This is a genomic window from Rhodospirillaceae bacterium, from assembly GCA_028819475.1.
GTDB lineage: Bacteria > Pseudomonadota > Alphaproteobacteria > Bin65 > Bin65 > Bin65.
On the sequence record JAPPLJ010000011.1, the window covers coordinates 1 to 16,666 of the forward strand.

Genomic DNA, 16,666 nt, shown 5'->3' on the forward strand with positions numbered 1-16,666 from the left:
TACGGCGGCCTTTTACACGGGCGACACGGTCGCGCCGGATTGATGCACGCATTCGGCGTGCTCCGCGACCCGGAGCACTGCGGTGCTGTTGTCGATGCGATATCGGTCGTGGGCGTTGACTCGTCGTCGCGGTGGCGATGATTGCTCCGACCTTCTCCGCCGCTTCGACAAGGTGTCCGTCGGCAAGGAAGGCGTAGGCCGCCGTGCGGCATATCGGAGAGGAATCCCTTGGGGGAGGGGCCAGGAGAGGGGGGACCGCCGGGGGGACCGCCACGCGCTCATTGCCGTATCCCGAGCACGGCGATTTCCGGCGGACTCCCAAAGGTCAGGGACGCACGGCGTCCTGTTTCGCTTCGACGCCGAGGATCGAGTCGGTCGCGGCGCGCGGATCGCGCTCCGGCCAGCGGCCGGCATCGACCTGGGCGAAGAACGCCCCGCAGAGGCGGTTGAACTCGTCCGGGTCCTCGAGGTTGACGGTGTGGCCGCAATTGACCATGACCGCCAGCGCCGCCGCCGGAATGGTCCGCTTCATCAGCACCCCCGGCAGCAGGCAGGGCCAGTCCTCGTCGCCGGTCAGCACCAGGGTTGGCACGCTGAGCGCCGCCATCTCGGCGGTGAGGTCGTAGAGCGAGGGCCGCCGCGCCTGCACGCCGCGCATGGTCGCCGCCGAGCCCGCCGCCGAATGTCCGGCCAGCCGGTCGCGGAATTCGCGCCAGCCGCGCGGGTCCTTTTTTTCGAACTGCACGCGGGTCGGGCCCTTCGCATAGGTATCGGCGAAGGCTGCCATGCCGTCCCGCTCGATCAGGGCCGCCGTCGCCTCGGCCTCGGCCCTGAACTGCGCGCGCGTGTCCGGCTCCGCGCCGTAACCGCAGCCGGCCACGACCAGCGAACGCGCGCGCCCGGCATGGTGGAAGCCGAAATGCAGCGTGGCGAAGCCGCCCATCGAGAGGCCGCAGACATGCGCCCGGTCGATCCCGGCGGCGTCCATGACGGCGGCGATATCGTCGGCGGCGCGCGCCTGACTGTAGTGCTCCGGGCCGTAGCGCTCCGGGCCGTCCGGCACGTCCGAGGGCGGATAGCCGCGCGCATTGTAGGCCAGCGCCCGGTAGCGACGGGCGAAATGGCGGAGCTGCGGCTCCCAGGAGCCCATGTCGCCCGCGAATTCATGCACGAAGACGACCGGGATCCCCGCTCCCGCCTCCTCGTAATACAGGCGCACCCCGTCGTCGGCCGTTGCATAGGGCATGGGTCCGGTCGTCCTCCGTTAAGAGCCGCTACTCCCGCCACTCCCGCGAGAGGGCGATAATGCGCAGGGTTTCGCTCCACAGGTTGTAGGGCGCCAGGGAGTCCGGATCGGCCCATTCGGCGTGCTCGGCGTCGCTGGCCGCAACCGGCACCCCGGCGGTCCAGTCGGCGTCGAAATCGACCAGGGTGTATTGAAGGGTGACGGCGCCGGATTCGTCGCGCCGGATGGTATCGACCACGTCGAGCAGTTCGCCGAGGCGGATCTCCAGGCCGGTCTCCTCCCGGACCTCGCGCACCGCTGCCTCGCGCACCGTCTCGCCGAGTTCCTGCCGGCCGCCGGGCAGACTCCAGCGCCCGCGCATCGGCGACTTGCCGCGCCGGATCAGCAGCACCTTGCCGTCCTTCCAGACGACGACGCCGACGCCGACCAGCGGGCGTTCGGGGGGCGCTTTCTCCGCCTTCGTCACGGCCGCCGCCTCAGGCCGCGCAATAGACCAGCGCCACGGTCAGGCGCTTGCGCAGGCCTGCGCCGACCTCGGCGAAGTTGCGCCCGTCGATCGCGCCGCGCCGGCCGCCGCCCCGTTCCGCCGCCGCGCCGGAGCGCTCCAGCGCCGCCGCGATCGAGGTCAGCGCCGTCGTGAAGATCCGGCCGCGCCGCTTCGAGCCGGCCACGGTGACGCCGATGATCTCGCCCCGGCCGTCCATCGCCGGGCCGCCGCTGATGCCGCCCAGGCCGCCGTAGCTGTCGGGCACGCGCACCCGGTCGGCCCAGGCGACCACCGGCTCGGTCACGTTGTAGCGCCCGACCGAACGCATGCGCCGCCGGCCGATCAGGGTGGACTGGATGGCCGCCGGTTCGCCCTTCGGATAGCCGAAATGGTAGCCGGTCTGGCCGCGCCGCAGCGTCTGCCGCGTGAACGGCACCGCCGGCGCGCCGCCCCGGGTCTGCAGCACGGCAAGATCGGCGCGCGGGTGGATGTAGGTCTGCCGGACCCGCACGCCGCGGCGCGGGCCGGTGACGATCAGCACCCGGGCGCAGCCGTCGACGACGTGGCGCGCCGTCATCCAGATGCCGCGCCGGTCGAGGGAGAAGGCGGTGCCGATGGAATTGCTCTTGCCGGTCGGGATGGCGACGCTGAACGCCGGATCGCTGGCCGAGGGCGCTTGCAGGCCGCCCCGGTCCCCCCGGTCGTGGGAGTCCTGCGGCGGCTTCCAGGCCTCGCGCCGGTCCGCGTCGCCGCGGCGCTCGAACTGGCCCGGATCGGGCCGGCGCATCCGGTTTTCGTCACGCGCCTGCCTGCCGTCGTCGGGCAGAAACAGATCCGTCAGGCCGGCGATCACGACGATCAGGATGGCGATGAAAGGGGTGCGCCGCATGACGAACCGGGGGGCGGACCGGGAGCGCCTCTAGACCGCGATGGCGGCCGCGTTGATCGCGCCGACCGAGATCTTGGCGCTGGAGAGCAGGACCGCGGCGCCGGTCTCGCCATTCTCGATCCGCTTGGGCAGGTCCTTGAGGATCAGGTCGACGACCTTGAACACGGCCATCTGGAGGATCACGATCAGGAGGCCCCAGAGCACGATGTCCCACAGGTTGACGCTGCCGCGCAGGGTGATCGCCAGCGGGATCGCCATGCCGAGGATCGCGCCGCCCAGCGCGATGCCGGCGGCGCCGTTGCCAGCGCGGATCTGGGCGATGTCCTCATAGGGCGTCATCCACATGTAGAGGGTGACGCCGATGACCAGCATCGCGATGGTGACGCCGGCATGGAGCAGCAGGAACGGCGCACCGCTCAGGATGCTCTGGAAGACTGCGTCCATGGGCTCTCCGCCGCTTGCCGGTTTATCGCCGGACTAACATAAGGGGCGCAGGCGGCGGGCGCCAGCGGGGCGCGCCGCACGGGCAGGCGATCCGGCCCGCTACGGGCTTCTGTGTCCGCTTGTATTCGGTGTGGCTCTTCTATCTTTATCTCCACGAAGACCGCTCCCGGGTGCCGGTAGCCCGGCCCCTGTCCCAACAGACCGGAAAACCATGACCGACACCAACAGCTACGACGTCATCGTCATCGGCGCCGGGCCCGGCGGCTATGTCTGCGCCATCCGCTGCGCCCAGCTCGGCATGCGCGTGGCCGTGGCCGAGCAGCGCGAGACCCTGGGCGGCACCTGCCTCAATGTCGGCTGCATCCCGTCCAAGGCGCTGCTCCAGAGTTCGGAGAAGTTCGCCGAGGCGCGGCACGGCCTGGCGGCGCACGGCATCGAGGCCACGGCGACGCTGAACCTCGGGGCCATGATGGCGCGCAAGGACGGCGTGGTCGACAAGCTGACCAAGGGCGTCGCCTACCTGTTCAAGAAGAACAAGATCGCGCATCTGAAAGGCCGCGGCCGGCTGGCTGGCAACGGCGCGGTCGAGGTCGCCGGCGAACGCTACATGGCGAAGCACATCGTCATCGCCACCGGCTCCGACGTCATGCCCCTGCCGGGCGTGGAGATCGACGAAAAGCGCATCGTCTCCTCAACCGGCGCGCTCGCCCTCGGCACGGTGCCGAAGACGATGGCGGTGATCGGCGCCGGCTATATCGGGCTGGAGATGGGCTCGGTCTGGGCCCGGCTCGGCGCGCAGGTCACCGTGGTCGAATTCCTCGACCGCATCCTGCCCGGCATGGACGGCGAGATCGCCAAGCAGGTCCAGCGCATCCTGAAGAAGCAGGGCCTCGAGTTCCGCCTCGGCCGCAAGGTGACCGGCGCGAAGGCGGGGCGGGGCGGCGTAACTTTATCCGTCGAGCCGGCGAAAGGCGGCGACGCCGAGAGCCTGAAGGCGGAGGTCGTGCTGGTCGCGATCGGCCGCCGGCCCTTCACCGAGGGGCTCGGCCTGGAGGCCGCCGGCATCGAGACCGACGCGCGCGGCTTCATCCCGGTCGACGGGCAGTTCCGCACCGCGGCCGCGGGCCTCTACGCCATCGGCGACGTCGTGCCCGGCCCGATGCTGGCCCACAAGGCGGAGGAGGAGGGCGTCGCCCTCGCCGAGCTGCTCGCCGGTCAGGCCGGGCACGTCAACTACGAAACGGTACCCGGCATCGTCTACACCTGGCCCGAGGTCGCCGCGGTCGGCAAGACGGAGGAGCAGCTCAAGGAGGCGGGGATCGCCTACCGGGCCGGCAAATTCCCGTTCGGCGCCAACAGCCGGGCGATCTGCACCGGCGAGACCGACGGCATGGTCAAGATCCTCGCCGACGCCGAAACGGAGCGCATCCTCGGCGCCCATATCGTCGGGCCGGAGGCCGGCAACACGATCCACGAGGTCGTCAACGTCATGGAGTTCGGCGGCTGCGCCGAAGACCTCGCCCGCTGCTTCCACGCCCACCCGACCTACAACGAAGCCGTCCGCGAAGCGGCGCTGGACGTGCGCGGGGCGGCACGGCAGCGGTAGGGGCCGGGGCCAGGCTGGCGCGAACCGTTACGCTGAGAGGCGGCGTTCGATCCGCCAAATCAGGCGCTCTTCGCCTTGCGCCGCTCCGCCATGTCGCGCCGGATATCTTCGGCAACCTCCTCGACCTCCTTCGCCACCCGCGGTTCTTCTCCCAGCTCCAGCTCCAGCGCCGTCGTAAGCGGCAACAGCAGATCGGCCGCCGGTGACGCCACGATGAGGTCGCGCATGCGCTCCGGCCCGAGCTCGACGGCTAGGCCGGACAGGAGGTCGGATGCTTCTTTCGGAGGAGCATCGAGCCTCGGAAGAACTGCAAGTGCAGCCTCAACATCCCGCACGCATGCTGCGATTTCGCCTTCAACCAAAAGCGCCTGGGCACGGATGAGGTGCGCGAGCCAGTCTATCTTGGGCGATCCTGCGCTGCCTTGGCGGAACACTTGGTCAACCGTCGCAATAGCCGTGCGATCCTGACCGCTAGCAAATTCCTGTATCGCCTTTCCCATCAACGCGGTCTTTACCGCGTCGCGTAATTCGGGTGATTCACTCGTCCCGAATCTGTTCACCAATTCGCCCCAAACTTTCAGCGCCTCCTCAACTTTGTTCAATCCGAAGAGTGCTGCGCCCTTATTGATGAGTGCGCTAGCGACTGCCTTTAACGCCTCCGGTGCAGCGCTCTCTCCGAGGCGCTGCATTATCTGGTCCGTCACAACCAACGCCTCTTCCAACCGGTCCATTCGACTAAGTGCGCTGACCTTGTTTTCAAGCGCCGTCGTAACCTGTTCGGCAATCTTTGGCGTCGTGTTTGTTCCGAAGTGCTCTACCATTTGGTCCCATACTGTTACTGCCTTGTCGAACTGATGCAACCGAGCAAGAGCAGAGCCTTTGCAGACCATGGCATCCGCGACCAGTTCGGGAGGGGGGGACGCACCGATTGATTTGTTTCGACGGAAGAACTCGTCGCAGGCATCGAGTGCTTCGTGGAGCCGGTCCAACGACAAGAGCGTGACGCCCTTCCCATATAGCGCGACAAATACGCCACCATGAAATGACGCAGCTTGGAGTACGTCGAAACGTCGAACGACATCTTCCCAGATGGCGAGAGCCTCGTTGGGGCGGTTCAATTCCGCCAGTAAAGCCCCTTTGCAAACCAGAGCCGACGCAACGACTTGGGGAAAAATGCCTGTGTCGTTTGCGCCGAAGCGCTCAACAACCTCGTCCCAGGAAGCCAGCGCCTCAACCGGTTGCTGCAATTCTTTGAGCGCCATACCCTTGTTGAGGAGAGCCAGCGCGACCTTCTCGAGGATTGATCGTATTTGGCTTGTCCCGAAACGACGGACGACCTGATCCGAGACAGCCACGGAATCCTCCAAATTGCCTCTTTTCCTTGACGCCCGCGCTTTCCTGACAAGTTCCCTCGCGAGCGCGGGCTGAGCGGATTTGTTGGTATCGACCGCTGGTTCAACGAATGTAGCGGGTACAAGGCGCAGTAATTCCTCGCGGTGCGCTTCCAACGACGGCAATCGGAGGAGGTGTCCGAATGCGGTCCGGTACAAGCTTAGTGGCTCACCGTCCAAACCCGACGCTTCTTCGGCCATTCCCACCCCAAATGCCTTCAGTTCGTCGGGCGAATACCACCCTTCCATAAAGCGGATCAGGGCTTCGATCATCGGGGCCGGGCCGCGGGCGCGGCGCATCAGGTAGTAGATGTTGTAGAGCCGCTCGGCGAGGTAGTAGAGCTTGCGCCGCGGGCTGCCGCCCGTCACCTCCACGGCGCCTCGCTCGGTCAGCCGGGCGAGATGCGCGCTGCACTTGCTGGTGTCGAGCCTGGCTCGGTCCGAGATTTCCCGCGTGGTGGCCGGTTTCCAGAGTTCTGCGAGCGCCAGATAGACGCGCCGCTCCTGCGCCGGCAATGCATCGAGATGCCTCTTGAAATATTCGGTGTGGTCGTCGACCAGATTGAGTAGGTCGGCCATCAGTTCCCGGAACGACAGGTCACCGCCGAAACGTGCCACGATGGTCAGCAGCCGTGGGCTGCCGCCGGTAAGAATTCGCAAGGCCTGGATCGTTTGCGCGGCGCGGTCCTGGCCGGAGACTGCCCGCCACAAGGCCGCGCAGTCGTCGGTATCGAGCGGACGCAGCATCAGTTGCCGAAACAGGTCGTAGAAGGCCCGGTCCCGCTTGTCGATCTCGTCGAACCGGCTGGTCGCGCTCGCCAAGAGGAGGAACCGCGGGTCGTTCTGAAGCGTGTGGCGTAACTGCCATCCCATTTGAGGATCGCCGATGTCTCCGAACATCATGTTCAGGTTTTCGACCACCACGACGAGCCGCTTGCGCTGCCTGTCGGCGAAATCCTGAAGAACGCCGAGGCAGCGGTCGCCGAGCGTCCGGTCGTCCTGGATTTGCCGCAGTTCGTCATAGGTGTGGCGCAGGTCCGGGTCGTCTTCGCCGCGCGGCGCCTGGTCGGCGAGGCGGGACAGGCATTCGAGCCAGAATTCGCCGGCGGTCGAGACCTCGTAGCTTTCCTCGGCGAAGACGACCGGGAAGAAACGGGCGGAGAGGCCGGAATCCCGGCGTATCTCGGCCGCGACCCGTAACAGGAGGCTGGTCTTGCCGCTGCCGCGCGGGCCGATGACGATCTGATGCGTATTCGCGCCGCCTGAGGAATCGCGCAGGGCTTCGATCATCGAGGCGAATTCTTCGGTCCGCACGCAGAAGGACGCGACCAGCTCATCGTCGGTGAGGAAGCCCGGATTGTATTTTCTGGCGGTCACGGTCATCGGCCCGCTCCGCCGCCGCTCGGTGCAGCTTCGACAACGGGCACAAAGTTCTCGCCGTAGCGGCTGCGCCACCAGTCTTCGAGGAGGCCGGAAACGAACCGGTAGCCGCCGGCTAGCCGTTCCAGGTAGCCATCATGCTGTAATACATGGAGCACGTCCGCGACCGACGGGACGCCCGTGCCGTCCTGCCCATCCAACGTCGAGTAATGCGCGCGATAGCGGTCCACGGCATCGCCGTCGAGACGGCCTTCGACGGCCGTCGCGGTCAATATCTCAAGGGCGACCGGATAACCCGCCCTTCCGAGGATCGTCCGCAAGCGGCCCTCGTAATGCTGCAAATCCGCTTGCCCCCTCACGCCCAGCATCTCGTGCGCATAGACCCACGCGACATCGTCCGGCGACGCTTCCTGCCGGTCGGCGTGGCGCAGCTGATCGTGCAGCTTGTCGAAGAACATCTGGACGTGATGCGGGATGCAGCAGCGCAACCGCCGGCACATGTCCTGAGCGATTCCGTCCGGAAGACCGACTTCGTATGAGTCCGCCAGCGCCTCCAGGCAAGACACGGCGGTTTCTTCGCTCCACGGTTTGAGGTCGAAGGCGGAATAGATGTTGGCGTGTGCAGATAGCCCCGCCTGTTCCAGCAGCGGTTCGAGGCCGACGCTGCCGGACAGAATTAAGGAAACCTCCCCGCGATGGTTTTGACCGTTCTTGCGCAACCAACTCAAGAACTCGTCCACCGCTTGCCTGCCTTCTGGCGTGATACGATCCTTATCGTCCTTGAGCAGCCGGTTGACGAGGATCGGCAATTCATCGATGGCCAGGACAACCGGACGGTCGCCCGACGCCAGCGCCTCGAAAACCGCGTCGCCGCGCTGCCGCCAGTTTCCCGCATCGATCCCGGCGCGCAGTTTCACTTTCATGTCGGCGACGGCCAGTTCTTCGAAACGTTCGCCAGCCTCTTTCAGGATGTTAGTGAAATTTGCTTTGATCCGGCCCCACGCCCCACGCAGTGGCCTCGCCTGTACGCATATCTCGGCAATCGCGTCGGCCGGATCTGCGGCGGCTTCAAGATCGACGAAGACCGTCTCGAATTCCCTGCCCGCCTTCAGCCGTCTCAACAGTTCCCGGACTAGGCTCGTCTTGCCCATGCGCCGCTGCGCGGTCAGCAGGGTGTGGGTTCCGTCCTGCACGCGCTCTTCGAGCGCTTCGAGTTCAGCTTCGCGATTGAAGAAACGGTCCCCTTCGACCCAGTTGCTTCCGCCTTTTCTCAGCATGGTCTATTTCCCAGCAAATATGTTGGCAACAACATTGTTGGGAAATATCGAATGTCAAGTGCGAGAGTTCGGTCGGCGCCGCTGGCGGCGAAAGGCTCAGCCCCGACGGGGGTGCTGTCGGGTCATCGTCGCGCTGTCTGATTCACAGATTGGATCAATTAGGTGGGGCGGCCGCGCCGCAGCCCGCCCGGTTACCCCGCTGCCGTGCCGCAGTCCGTGCAGCGGCCGTGGACCTCGATGATGTGGTGCGACGGGTTGAAGCCGGACCGCTCGGTGAGCGCCGAAAGGCCGTGCAGCAGGGTGTCGTCGTGATGCTCCTCGACCGCGCCGCAATCGTCGCAGATCGACAGGACCGAGGCGTGGGCATGCCCGAGGCTCTGGCAGGCGACGAAGGCATTGATCGATTCGATCCGGTGGACCCGGCCCTGCTCGATCAGCGAGGCCAGGGCACGATAGATCGTCGGCGGCGCAAGCTTGCTGTTCTTCCGGTTGAGCCGGGCGAGGATTTCGTAGGCGGACAGCGGCTTTCCCTGGCGGCGCAGCGCCGCCAGCACGTCCGATTGAATCTTTGCACCCTGCTTGCGCATCGGCCGTTGCAGCCCTCCGGAACCAGCGGGTCGGAAACGGCGTAGTCTAGCCCGGACTTCTCGCGACTGTCACGGCTTGCGTCGCGGGGCGGAGGATCGGTCCGCCGCAAGCGGGCGCGGCGCCCCCTGACCGGAGCGCCGCGCCGCCGGGTTCAGTGCGCGTGGCCGGCGTGGTCCGGCGCGCCGAGGCCGAAGGACCAGCTAACGCTCATGAACACCGAGTGCGCGTAGCGATCCTCCAGGAACTGGGTATCGTCAAAGTTGTATTGCAGCTTGAGCCGGCCGAGTTCGGAAAACTGCCAGAGCAGGAGCGGCGAAATCCGGGTCCGGTTGCCGCGCATCGGATCTTCCGCGCGCTCTTCGGCCTCGCCGCCGCGGCTGCCGACGCGTTCGTAGCGCAGGCCGAGGCCCCAGCCGTCCGGCGTGTACCACATGCCCTGAACGTAGAAGCCGTAATCCTGGACGCGGATCAGTTCTTCCTCCTCGTCCCCGTTGTCCTCATCTTCGTGATGTTCGGCCGCCTTGGCGTTCCGGTGCAAATACTCTGCGCGCAACGCGATCCGGTTCTTCGAGGGCAGGCGATGGCTGATCGCAACGTCGGCGCCGAAGGTCGCGGCCCGGCTTTCGCTGCCGTCCGGGTTCGGCTCGAACATCGCCGATCCGCCGAACGCAAGCGTCGTTTGCGGCGATATCGTCAGCCGGTTTTCCATCCGGAGCGTATAGGCGAAATCCTCCAGCCCGTTGGCGTCGGTCCCGGCCTCGTGCTCATCGTCATGGTCGTCCTCGTCACGGACCACGCCACCGCCGTCGTTGGGATCTGCGTGCGTATGATCGGGCACCCCCTCCTCTTCCTCGCCGTGCCCGTGGAGGTGGATGCTGCGCCGGTTCTGCATGCTCACGAGCACGGAGCTGTTCCATGCGCCGGCGTTGGACAGCCGGGCCTCAAACTGGCCGCCCAGCCCGCGGGCGCCGTCCGCGCCGAACACCCGCGTCGCGGCGATCGGCCGGGTCTGCCAGGCCCAGTCGTGAATATGGGTCCGGTTGACGATGCCGAAGGGGGCGTAGAAGTGCCCGGCCTGCAGGCGCACGCCGCCGGCCAGCCATTTCGTGCGGGCCCAGGCTTCCTCGAGTTCGATGGCGGTTTCACCGCCCCCGTCGACAGTGAAGTTGACGTTGAAAAAGGCGTCGAAATAGGGATCGAAGCTGCCGGCCGCCGAGAGGTCGACGCCCTGCAGCGTGAAGCCGGTCCGCTGGGGATCGTGATGGCCGCCGAACAGGGCTTCCATGTCCTCGCCCTTGGCCGTGCCGGCGCCCATGGCGAAATCGACGTCGAGGCCGAGGCGTTTCAGGCGCAGCACGCCGTCGCCGACCCGGGCCGACCAGACCTCCGCCGGCCCGTGGCCGGCTTCCTCTGAGGAGTCTTCGCCGGCTTCATCCCCGTGGGCATGACCATGCCCGTCCGACTTGCCGGCCATCTTGGCGTCCTTGTCGGTCTCAGGTTTCTTGCCGTGGCCATGGCCGTCATCGTCCTTCGCCGCGGGTTTTTCACCGGGCGCCACTGTGGCGAGGCCGCGCCCGCCGCGCAGCCGCTTCAGCTCGGCCTCCATCGCCTTCATCTTGCGCTCGCGCGCTTCGTCGCGCGCCAGCAGCTCCTTCACCGTCTGCTCGAGGAGCTTGAGGCGCTGTGCCTGCGTCTGCGCGACGGCCTCGGTGGCGGACGCAGTCACGGCGATCGTCGCCAGCAGGGCGCCGGCCAGCGCCGTGAAGATGCCGGACCGGGCCCGGCTGATTCCTGTCCCAACTCGCATTTTCTCATGCCCCCGAAAAGAAACAAAATCCTATAAGATAATTTATAGTCGCGATCCGGACTCTCGGAACGCTCCAGCCGGCAAGCGCACGCGGCGCTAACCGGTAAGGCAGGTGCGCAGGCCGGCGACGAGGCGGCGCAGCAGCGTCGCGTAGGCATCCTTGCCGGCGGGCAGGCCGGCGCCGACCGGGTCGAGCGTGCCGACCTTCGCGGACGTGCCCCTGACCAGCACGTTTACGACCCTGGGCTCGAATTGCGGCTCGCGGAACACGCAGGACGCGCCGCGCTTGAGAATCCGGGTCCGGATATCGAAGAGGCGGCGCGGCGACGGCGTCCGGTGCGGATCGATGGTGATCGAGCCGGCCGGCTTCAGGCGGTAGCGTTTCTCGAAATACTGGTAGGCGTCGTGGAAGACGATGTAGCGCTTGCCGCGGACCGGTCGGACCGCCTTCGCGATTTCGGTGTCGAGCGCCTTCAGCCGGTCAACCGTCGCGGCGGCGTTGGCCCGATAGGCGGCGGCGTTCGGCGCGTCCGCCCGGGCCAGCGCTTCGCCGATCGCCCGGGTCATCGCGATCGCATTGTGCGGGTCCAGCCAGATATGCGCATCGATATCGGCGCGTTCCTCGTCTTCGTCGCCCTCTTCCTCGCCGTGGCCATGGCCATGATCATGATCGTCCAACTCCCAAATCCCGCCCTCGCGCAGCTTGAGGAGCCGGACGCCCGGGGCGTCCTGAAGTGGAAGCGAAACCGCCTTGCCGGCCAGGTTCCTGACGATTTTTGCAACGGACTGCTCGAGCGACGGCCCGGTCCAGACCACCATCTCCGACTCGGCCAACATACGCGCCTGCGACGGCCGCAGGCTGACGCCGTGCGGCGACATCGAACCGCTGAGGAGCAGGGCCGGCGTGCCGATGCGGTCCATCACCGAAGCGACCAGCGCATGAATCGGCTTGATCGTGACGACCACCCGCGGCGCCTCGGCGCGTACCGGCGCGCCGGCAGCGGCAAGAGCCAGGACGGCGGCTGTGGCGGCCGTCCCGGCCCTCGCATTCCGGATTTTCGAACGAATCATCGGCGATGCTCCCGCAAGCCGCCCATCAATTCAAACGTATAATATAACATTTATCCCGACGGACAATCCAAAATCGTCACGCCGGCGCCGCCGCGGAGCGGCGATTCCTGTGTCGAAAGGCAATCCGCTTACCGCCGGTGATAGGGGTGGCCGGCGAGGATCGCGGAGGCGCGGTAGAGCTGCTCCGCCAGCATGACGCGGACCAGCTGGTGCGGCCAGGTCGCCCTGCCGAAGGACAGCACGAGGTCGGCCGCCGCGAGGGTTTCCGGCGCGTGGCCGTCGGCGCCGCCGATGGCGAGGCTGACGGTGCCGGCGCCGTCGTCGCGGTAGCGCGCCAGGGTTGCGGCCAGGGACTCGCTGGTCAGGTCGGCCCCGGACCGGTCCAGCACGATCAGCGGCCCGTCCGGAGCGCGGCGGCGCAGGTCCTCGCCCTCGCGCTGCACCCGGACGGCCGGCGGATCGCTGCTGCGTTCGGCGACCTCGACCACCGTAAGCGGCCAGGGCAGGCGCCTGGAGTAGGTTGCGAACAGGTCTTTCAGGGGGCCGTCGCGCAAACGGCCGACGGCGATCACGCAAATACGCATCGCGCCTGAAGTCCGCCGGCCGGAAGATCGCGCATATCCGGCCCGTCCGTAGCCTGTGCCATGACGGCGGAGATTGCCCTAGCCGGCCATCTCCAGCGCCCGCGCCTCGTCGCGCGCCTCGTCCCGGGCGTCGGCTTCCTCGTTCCACAGCTTCTCAAGATTGTAGAAGCTGCGGACTTCCGGCTTGAAGAGGTGGACGATCACATCGCCGCCGTCGATCAGCACCCAGTCGCTGCGTTCGATTCCTTCGGCGGGGACCGACGGCAGCCCGGCTTGCTTCATTTTTCGAATCAGGCGGTCGGCCATCGCGTGGACATGGCGGTCCGAGCGGCCGGTGGCGATGACCATGTAATCTGCGAACCCGGCCCGTCCGGCCAGGTCGATAACGACGATATCTTCGGCCTTGTCATCGTCGAGCGAAGTCTCGGCAACGGATTTCAGCGCGTCGGCCGAGGGTAAGTCACGCAATTTGTGGCGGATCTTCGGGCCTCCCGTTTCGACTGCGCCCGGCAGGTCGCGCCGCCGGACGCCGGTTCACGTTTCCGCCGGGAACGCCGCTTCCGGGGAAGCCGCCGTCCCGGCGCGGATCGCGCTCGCTGACGCATCGTGCAGCCGGCAATGAATGAATGTCCAGGCCGGCGGCGCGCACCGCGCCAGGCGACGCGCACGGTTCTCCGGCACCCGGCGGCGGGCGAACCGCTGTGCCGCCGCGCCGGATAACGCACGGGCAGAATAGGACGGACGGGCAAAAACGGCAACGGAAATGGCATTAAAGATTTTCGTCCAGTTCTTCCAAGCGGGTATTTGAACGAGATTGTCGGCGCCCATTATCCACACGAATCTGTTGCGCGGATACAGCGCCTTTATTTTCTCCAGCGTATCGGCGGTGTAGGCCGTGCCCAGGCCGGCTTCGAGGCCGGTCGCGCGCATCGCCGGATGCCGGGCCATGCGGGCCGCGGACGCCAGCCGGTCGGCCAGCGGCATCATCCCGTCGTCGGCCTTCAGCGGGTTCTGCGGCGAGACCAGCCACCAGATTTCATCGAGGCCGAGGCCCGCCAGCGCCGTGAGTGCAACATGCCGGTGGCCGTCATGGGCCGGATTGAACGACCCGCCGAGCAGGCCGACGCTGCGCGCGGCGAAGCTGCTGGGCGGGCGGGGATGCCAGAAAATCAATGTGCCACCCGTCTCTCGTCTGGCAGGATTGTATTGCGTCGTGTACGGTAGAACCGTACATTAGCGGTTATGGTCATCGGTTCCGTTCGTCATCGGGGCTTGCGCCGGCTTCTGGAAAACGATTCGCCCCGGTTGCTGAAGCAGGACCTGGTGGATCGGGTACGTAACATACTAACCGCGCTGGTTCTGGCAGACGATATCGATGAACTGGTCGCCCACGCCCCGCCGGGCTGGCGCGTTCACCGGCTTACGGGAGACCGCCGGAACGTCTGGAGCATTTCCGTGTCGGGCAACTGGCGGATTACCTTTGAGGAGAGGAATGGCGCCGTCGAGCGCCTGGACCTGGAGGACTACCACTGATGACGGCCGGCAGCGTCAAGGTGAAAATGACCCCGTCGCACCCCGGTGCGTTCATCCGGGACGAGGTGATCGAGCCCCTCGGTTTGAGCGTCACCGAGGCCGCCCGGATCCTGCGCGTTCGCCGGGCGACACTTTCGGACTTGTTGAACGGCAAGGTCGCGCTGTCGCCCGAAATGGCGCTGCGCGTCGAGAAGGCGTTCGACGTGCGCATGGATCTGCTGTTGCGCATGCAGGCCTGGCACGATTCAATGCGGATGCGGGCGCGGGCCAGCGACATTGCCGTGGAGCGATACCAACCGGCCTGACCCGTACCCGTCTGGCGGCAACCGTTTTCCAGCTCCAGGCTAAGGCCGGACCTGCCCGTCGCCGCGCACGACATATTTGAAGCTGGTGAGCTGCTCCAGGCCGACCGGGCCGCGGGCGTGCAGCTTGCCGGTCGAGATGCCGATCTCTGCGCCCATGCCGAATTCGCCGCCGTCAGCGAACTGGGTCGAGGCGTTCCACAGCACGATGGCGCTGTCGACCGCGCCGAGGAATTTCTCGGCGATCGTCGCATCCTCGGTGACAATCGAATCCGTGTGGCTGCTGCCGTGGCGTTCGATATGGTCGATGGCGCCGTCGACACCGTCGACCAGCTTCACCGCCATGATCCAGTCGAGATATTCGGTGTCCCAGTCGTCCTCGGTCGCCGCCACGATCCGCTTGTCGATGGCCTGGGTCGCGCTGTCGCCGCGGATTTCCACGCCGGCTTCCAGCAGGTCGACCACGATGGGCGCCAGATGGCTGTTATGCGCCTGGCGGTCGACCAGCAGGGTTTCCGCCGCGCCGCAGATGCCCGGCCGGCGCGTCTTGGCGTTGAGCGTCACGCGCCGAGCCATGTCCAGGTCGGCCGCGGCGTCGACATAGACGTGGCAGTTGCCGTCCAGATGGGCGATCACCGGGACGCGGCTCTCCTCCTGGACCCGGGCGATCAGGCCCTTGCCGCCGCGCGGCACGATGATGTCGATATGCCGGTTCATGCGCAGCATGGCGCCGACCGCCGCCCGGTCGGTCGTCGGGACGATCTGCACCGCGTCTTCCGGCAGGCCGGCTTCGCCCAGGCCGTGGCGCAGGCAGTCGACGATCGGGCGCGAGGTGTGGAAGCTCTCCCGGCCGCCGCGCAGGATGGCGGCGTTGCCGGATTTCAGGCACAGCGCGCCGGCATCCGCGGTTACGTTGGGCCGGGATTCGTAGATAATGCCGATGACGCCGAGCGGCGTGCGCACCCGGGAAATGCGCAGGCCGTTGGGCCGGTCCCACTCGGCGGCGACGCTGCCGACCGGGTCGGGCAGGGCGGCGACCGCCTCCAGCCCCTGTGCCATCGCCTCGACGCGTTCCGGGTTCAGGGTCAGCCGGTCGATGAAGGCGCTGTTGACGTCCCGGCCCGCCGTATCCTCGAGATCACGTGCGTTCGCGGCAAGCAGTTCGTCCTGCCGCGCGCGCAGGGCCGCCGCCGCGGCTGCCAGGGCCGCATTCTTCGCTGCCTCGTCGGCGCCGGTCATGACCGCCGCCGCGGTCCGCGCCCGTTCGCCGAGCGCGAGCATCTGTTGCTCGATAGCGTCCGAAGTCGTCATGGCGTTCTTCGATCCGGTTCCGCGCCGCCAGCTTGTCCTAGGACCAGCCGTTGATCGGATGGCCGCGCTCACCCCAGAAAATGTACCAGCGGCCGGCCGCGCGCAATATGTTCCGCATCTCCTCGACATCCTCTTCGGTCGGCGGCGGCCCCGGCGGCTCGGGCTCCGGCGGCTTTCTGCCGAGCAGCCGGCCGACGAAGCCGGGTTCCGGCGGCGGGGGCGGCGGCGGAGGAGGCGGGGGCTTGACCCAGGGATTCTCCGCGCTGGCCAGAAGGGCCCGCCCATACTCGACCGCCTTCTCCGGCGGCATCACCGAAGTCCAGGCCCGGTACAGCAGCATGTCGTCTTCCAGCAGACCCTCGCAGACTTCGAGAAACTTGCCCCGGAAACTCGTCTTGTCGACCCCGTCGTACAAGTCGCCGTGCGAATAGACCGGCACCCCGTCGCACTTTCCGACCACCAGGTCGAGGACATAGTAGCCCTTGGCCCGCTCAATAAACTCCGCGTCGGTCAGCCCCTCCGGTTTCTTGTAATGTTCGCGATACCAGGCGTTGGCTTCTTCGCTGTAACCGACCCGCGGGGCGCCGGCGTTTGCGTAGGCCGGTTCCGAAATCTCCAGTCGCCGGGACGTGTCCTCGTCCGATTCCTCGCGGTCTTCGTAGAGCGGTTGCATCAGCCGTTGCCATTCCTCTTCATGGCCCGGTTTCGGTCTGCCCATCGGTATGAGGTCCAAGCCCATTTTCCGTTCCC

At 66.9% G+C, this 16,666-nt stretch carries 17 protein-coding genes; 3 read left to right on the forward strand and 14 right to left on the reverse strand.

Translation table 11 applies throughout. The annotated features are described in order from the left end of the window. Window positions 1–325: 325 nt before the first annotated feature. Genes OXM58_02600 through OXM58_02615 form a run of 4 tightly spaced genes read right to left on the reverse strand, consistent with a single transcriptional unit; the run spans window position 326 to window position 3,066 of the window. A complete protein-coding gene (locus OXM58_02600) occupies window positions 326–1,246 on the reverse strand; it encodes an alpha/beta fold hydrolase (protein MDE0147235.1) in 921 nt (306 codons plus the stop codon). 28 nt (window positions 1,247–1,274) lie between these two features. After that, the gene (locus tag OXM58_02605) at window positions 1,275–1,712 is read right to left on the reverse strand and encodes an NUDIX hydrolase (GenBank protein MDE0147236.1); all 438 of its coding nucleotides are present in this window, start codon (window positions 1,710–1,712) and stop codon (window positions 1,275–1,277) included. Window positions 1,713–1,722: 10 nt separating this feature from the next. Beyond that, entirely contained in the window at window positions 1,723–2,622 is a 900-nt protein-coding gene (locus OXM58_02610; protein MDE0147237.1) for a serine protease, read from the reverse strand. A 30-nt stretch (window positions 2,623–2,652) separates the two neighbouring features. Beyond that, the gene (locus OXM58_02615) at window positions 2,653–3,066 is read right to left on the reverse strand and encodes a DUF350 domain-containing protein (protein MDE0147238.1); all 414 of its coding nucleotides are present in this window, start codon (window positions 3,064–3,066) and stop codon (window positions 2,653–2,655) included. Window positions 3,067–3,277: 211 nt separating this feature from the next. Between OXM58_02615 and lpdA the strand changes: the two genes are divergently transcribed. Further along, on the forward strand, window positions 3,278–4,672 hold the full coding sequence (gene lpdA, locus OXM58_02620) for a dihydrolipoyl dehydrogenase (GenBank protein MDE0147239.1): 1,395 nt from the start codon (window positions 3,278–3,280) through the stop codon (window positions 4,670–4,672). 59 nt (window positions 4,673–4,731) lie between these two features. Here the strand turns inward: lpdA and OXM58_02625 are convergent, their stop codons facing one another. The 8 genes from OXM58_02625 to OXM58_02660 form a co-directional block, all read right to left on the reverse strand. Further along, entirely contained in the window at window positions 4,732–7,446 is a 2,715-nt protein-coding gene (locus OXM58_02625; protein ID MDE0147240.1) for an AAA family ATPase, read from the reverse strand. Beyond that, entirely contained in the window at window positions 7,443–8,720 is a 1,278-nt protein-coding gene (locus tag OXM58_02630; protein MDE0147241.1) for an AAA family ATPase, read from the reverse strand. The genes OXM58_02625 and OXM58_02630 overlap by 4 nt, the downstream gene beginning before the upstream one ends. Window positions 8,721–8,911: 191 nt before the next feature. Next, window positions 8,912–9,307 carry a Fur family transcriptional regulator gene (locus OXM58_02635; GenBank protein ID MDE0147242.1) on the reverse strand — a complete coding sequence of 132 codons (396 nt, stop codon included), beginning with the start codon at window positions 9,305–9,307 and terminating at the stop codon, window positions 8,912–8,914. Window positions 9,308–9,459: 152 nt separating this feature from the next. Further along, window positions 9,460–11,115, reverse strand: coding sequence for a hypothetical protein (locus tag OXM58_02640; protein MDE0147243.1), 1,656 nt, complete (start codon window positions 11,113–11,115; stop codon window positions 9,460–9,462). Between the two features lie 96 nt (window positions 11,116–11,211). Continuing rightward, window positions 11,212–12,186 carry a zinc ABC transporter substrate-binding protein gene (locus OXM58_02645; protein ID MDE0147244.1) on the reverse strand — a complete coding sequence of 325 codons (975 nt, stop codon included), beginning with the start codon at window positions 12,184–12,186 and terminating at the stop codon, window positions 11,212–11,214. A gap of 128 nt (window positions 12,187–12,314) precedes the next feature. Further along, a complete protein-coding gene (gene rlmH / locus OXM58_02650; GenBank protein ID MDE0147245.1) occupies window positions 12,315–12,770 on the reverse strand; it encodes a 23S rRNA (pseudouridine(1915)-N(3))-methyltransferase RlmH in 456 nt (151 codons plus the stop codon). Window positions 12,771–12,848: 78 nt separating this feature from the next. After that, window positions 12,849–13,238 carry a ribosome silencing factor gene (gene rsfS / locus OXM58_02655; protein ID MDE0147246.1) on the reverse strand — a complete coding sequence of 130 codons (390 nt, stop codon included), beginning with the start codon at window positions 13,236–13,238 and terminating at the stop codon, window positions 12,849–12,851. Between the two features lie 66 nt (window positions 13,239–13,304). Further along, window positions 13,305–13,943, reverse strand: coding sequence for a nicotinate-nucleotide adenylyltransferase (locus OXM58_02660; GenBank protein MDE0147247.1), 639 nt, complete (start codon window positions 13,941–13,943; stop codon window positions 13,305–13,307). A gap of 69 nt (window positions 13,944–14,012) precedes the next feature. Here OXM58_02660 and OXM58_02665 point away from each other — a divergent pair, with 69 nt between their 5' ends. Next, window positions 14,013–14,303 (forward strand): type II toxin-antitoxin system RelE/ParE family toxin, encoded by a 291-nt coding sequence (locus OXM58_02665; protein MDE0147248.1) that lies wholly within the window; start codon window positions 14,013–14,015, stop codon window positions 14,301–14,303. Beyond that, window positions 14,303–14,608, forward strand: a complete 306-nt coding sequence (locus OXM58_02670) for a HigA family addiction module antitoxin (GenBank protein ID MDE0147249.1) — start codon at window positions 14,303–14,305, stop codon at window positions 14,606–14,608. The genes OXM58_02665 and OXM58_02670 overlap by 1 nt, the downstream gene beginning before the upstream one ends. Window positions 14,609–14,647: 39 nt before the next feature. On the opposite strand, the gene OXM58_02675 is transcribed toward OXM58_02670, so the two are convergent. Further along, entirely contained in the window at window positions 14,648–15,916 is a 1,269-nt protein-coding gene (locus OXM58_02675) for a glutamate-5-semialdehyde dehydrogenase (protein ID MDE0147250.1), read from the reverse strand. Window positions 15,917–15,953: 37 nt separating this feature from the next. Next, window positions 15,954–16,655, reverse strand: a complete 702-nt coding sequence (locus tag OXM58_02680) for a hypothetical protein (protein MDE0147251.1) — start codon at window positions 16,653–16,655, stop codon at window positions 15,954–15,956. Between the last annotated feature and the right edge of the window lie 11 nt (window positions 16,656–16,666).

Bases quoted from the DNA above. Each gene is read 5' to 3' on its own strand.
- rlmH (MDE0147245.1), bottom strand. From the start codon at position 12,770: ATGCGTATTTGCGTGATCGCCGTCGGCCGTTTGCGCGACGGCCCCCTG.
- OXM58_02625 (MDE0147240.1), bottom strand. From the start codon at position 7,446: ATGACCGTGACCGCCAGAAAATACAATCCGGGCTTCCTCACCGACGAT.
- OXM58_02615 (MDE0147238.1), bottom strand. From the start codon at position 3,066: ATGGACGCAGTCTTCCAGAGCATCCTGAGCGGTGCGCCGTTCCTGCTG.
- OXM58_02635 (MDE0147242.1), bottom strand. From the start codon at position 9,307: ATGCGCAAGCAGGGTGCAAAGATTCAATCGGACGTGCTGGCGGCGCTG.
- OXM58_02675 (MDE0147250.1), bottom strand. From the start codon at position 15,916: ATGACGACTTCGGACGCTATCGAGCAACAGATGCTCGCGCTCGGCGAA.
- OXM58_02680 (MDE0147251.1), bottom strand. From the start codon at position 16,655: ATGGGCTTGGACCTCATACCGATGGGCAGACCGAAACCGGGCCATGAA.
- OXM58_02630 (MDE0147241.1), bottom strand. From the start codon at position 8,720: ATGCTGAGAAAAGGCGGAAGCAACTGGGTCGAAGGGGACCGTTTCTTC.
- OXM58_02645 (MDE0147244.1), bottom strand. From the start codon at position 12,186: ATGATTCGTTCGAAAATCCGGAATGCGAGGGCCGGGACGGCCGCCACA.
- OXM58_02670 (MDE0147249.1), top strand. From the start codon at position 14,303: ATGACGGCCGGCAGCGTCAAGGTGAAAATGACCCCGTCGCACCCCGGT.
- OXM58_02665 (MDE0147248.1), top strand. From the start codon at position 14,013: ATGGTCATCGGTTCCGTTCGTCATCGGGGCTTGCGCCGGCTTCTGGAA.
- lpdA (MDE0147239.1), top strand. From the start codon at position 3,278: ATGACCGACACCAACAGCTACGACGTCATCGTCATCGGCGCCGGGCCC.
- OXM58_02600 (MDE0147235.1), bottom strand. From the start codon at position 1,246: ATGCCCTATGCAACGGCCGACGACGGGGTGCGCCTGTATTACGAGGAG.
- OXM58_02610 (MDE0147237.1), bottom strand. From the start codon at position 2,622: ATGCGGCGCACCCCTTTCATCGCCATCCTGATCGTCGTGATCGCCGGC.
- OXM58_02640 (MDE0147243.1), bottom strand. From the start codon at position 11,115: ATGCGAGTTGGGACAGGAATCAGCCGGGCCCGGTCCGGCATCTTCACG.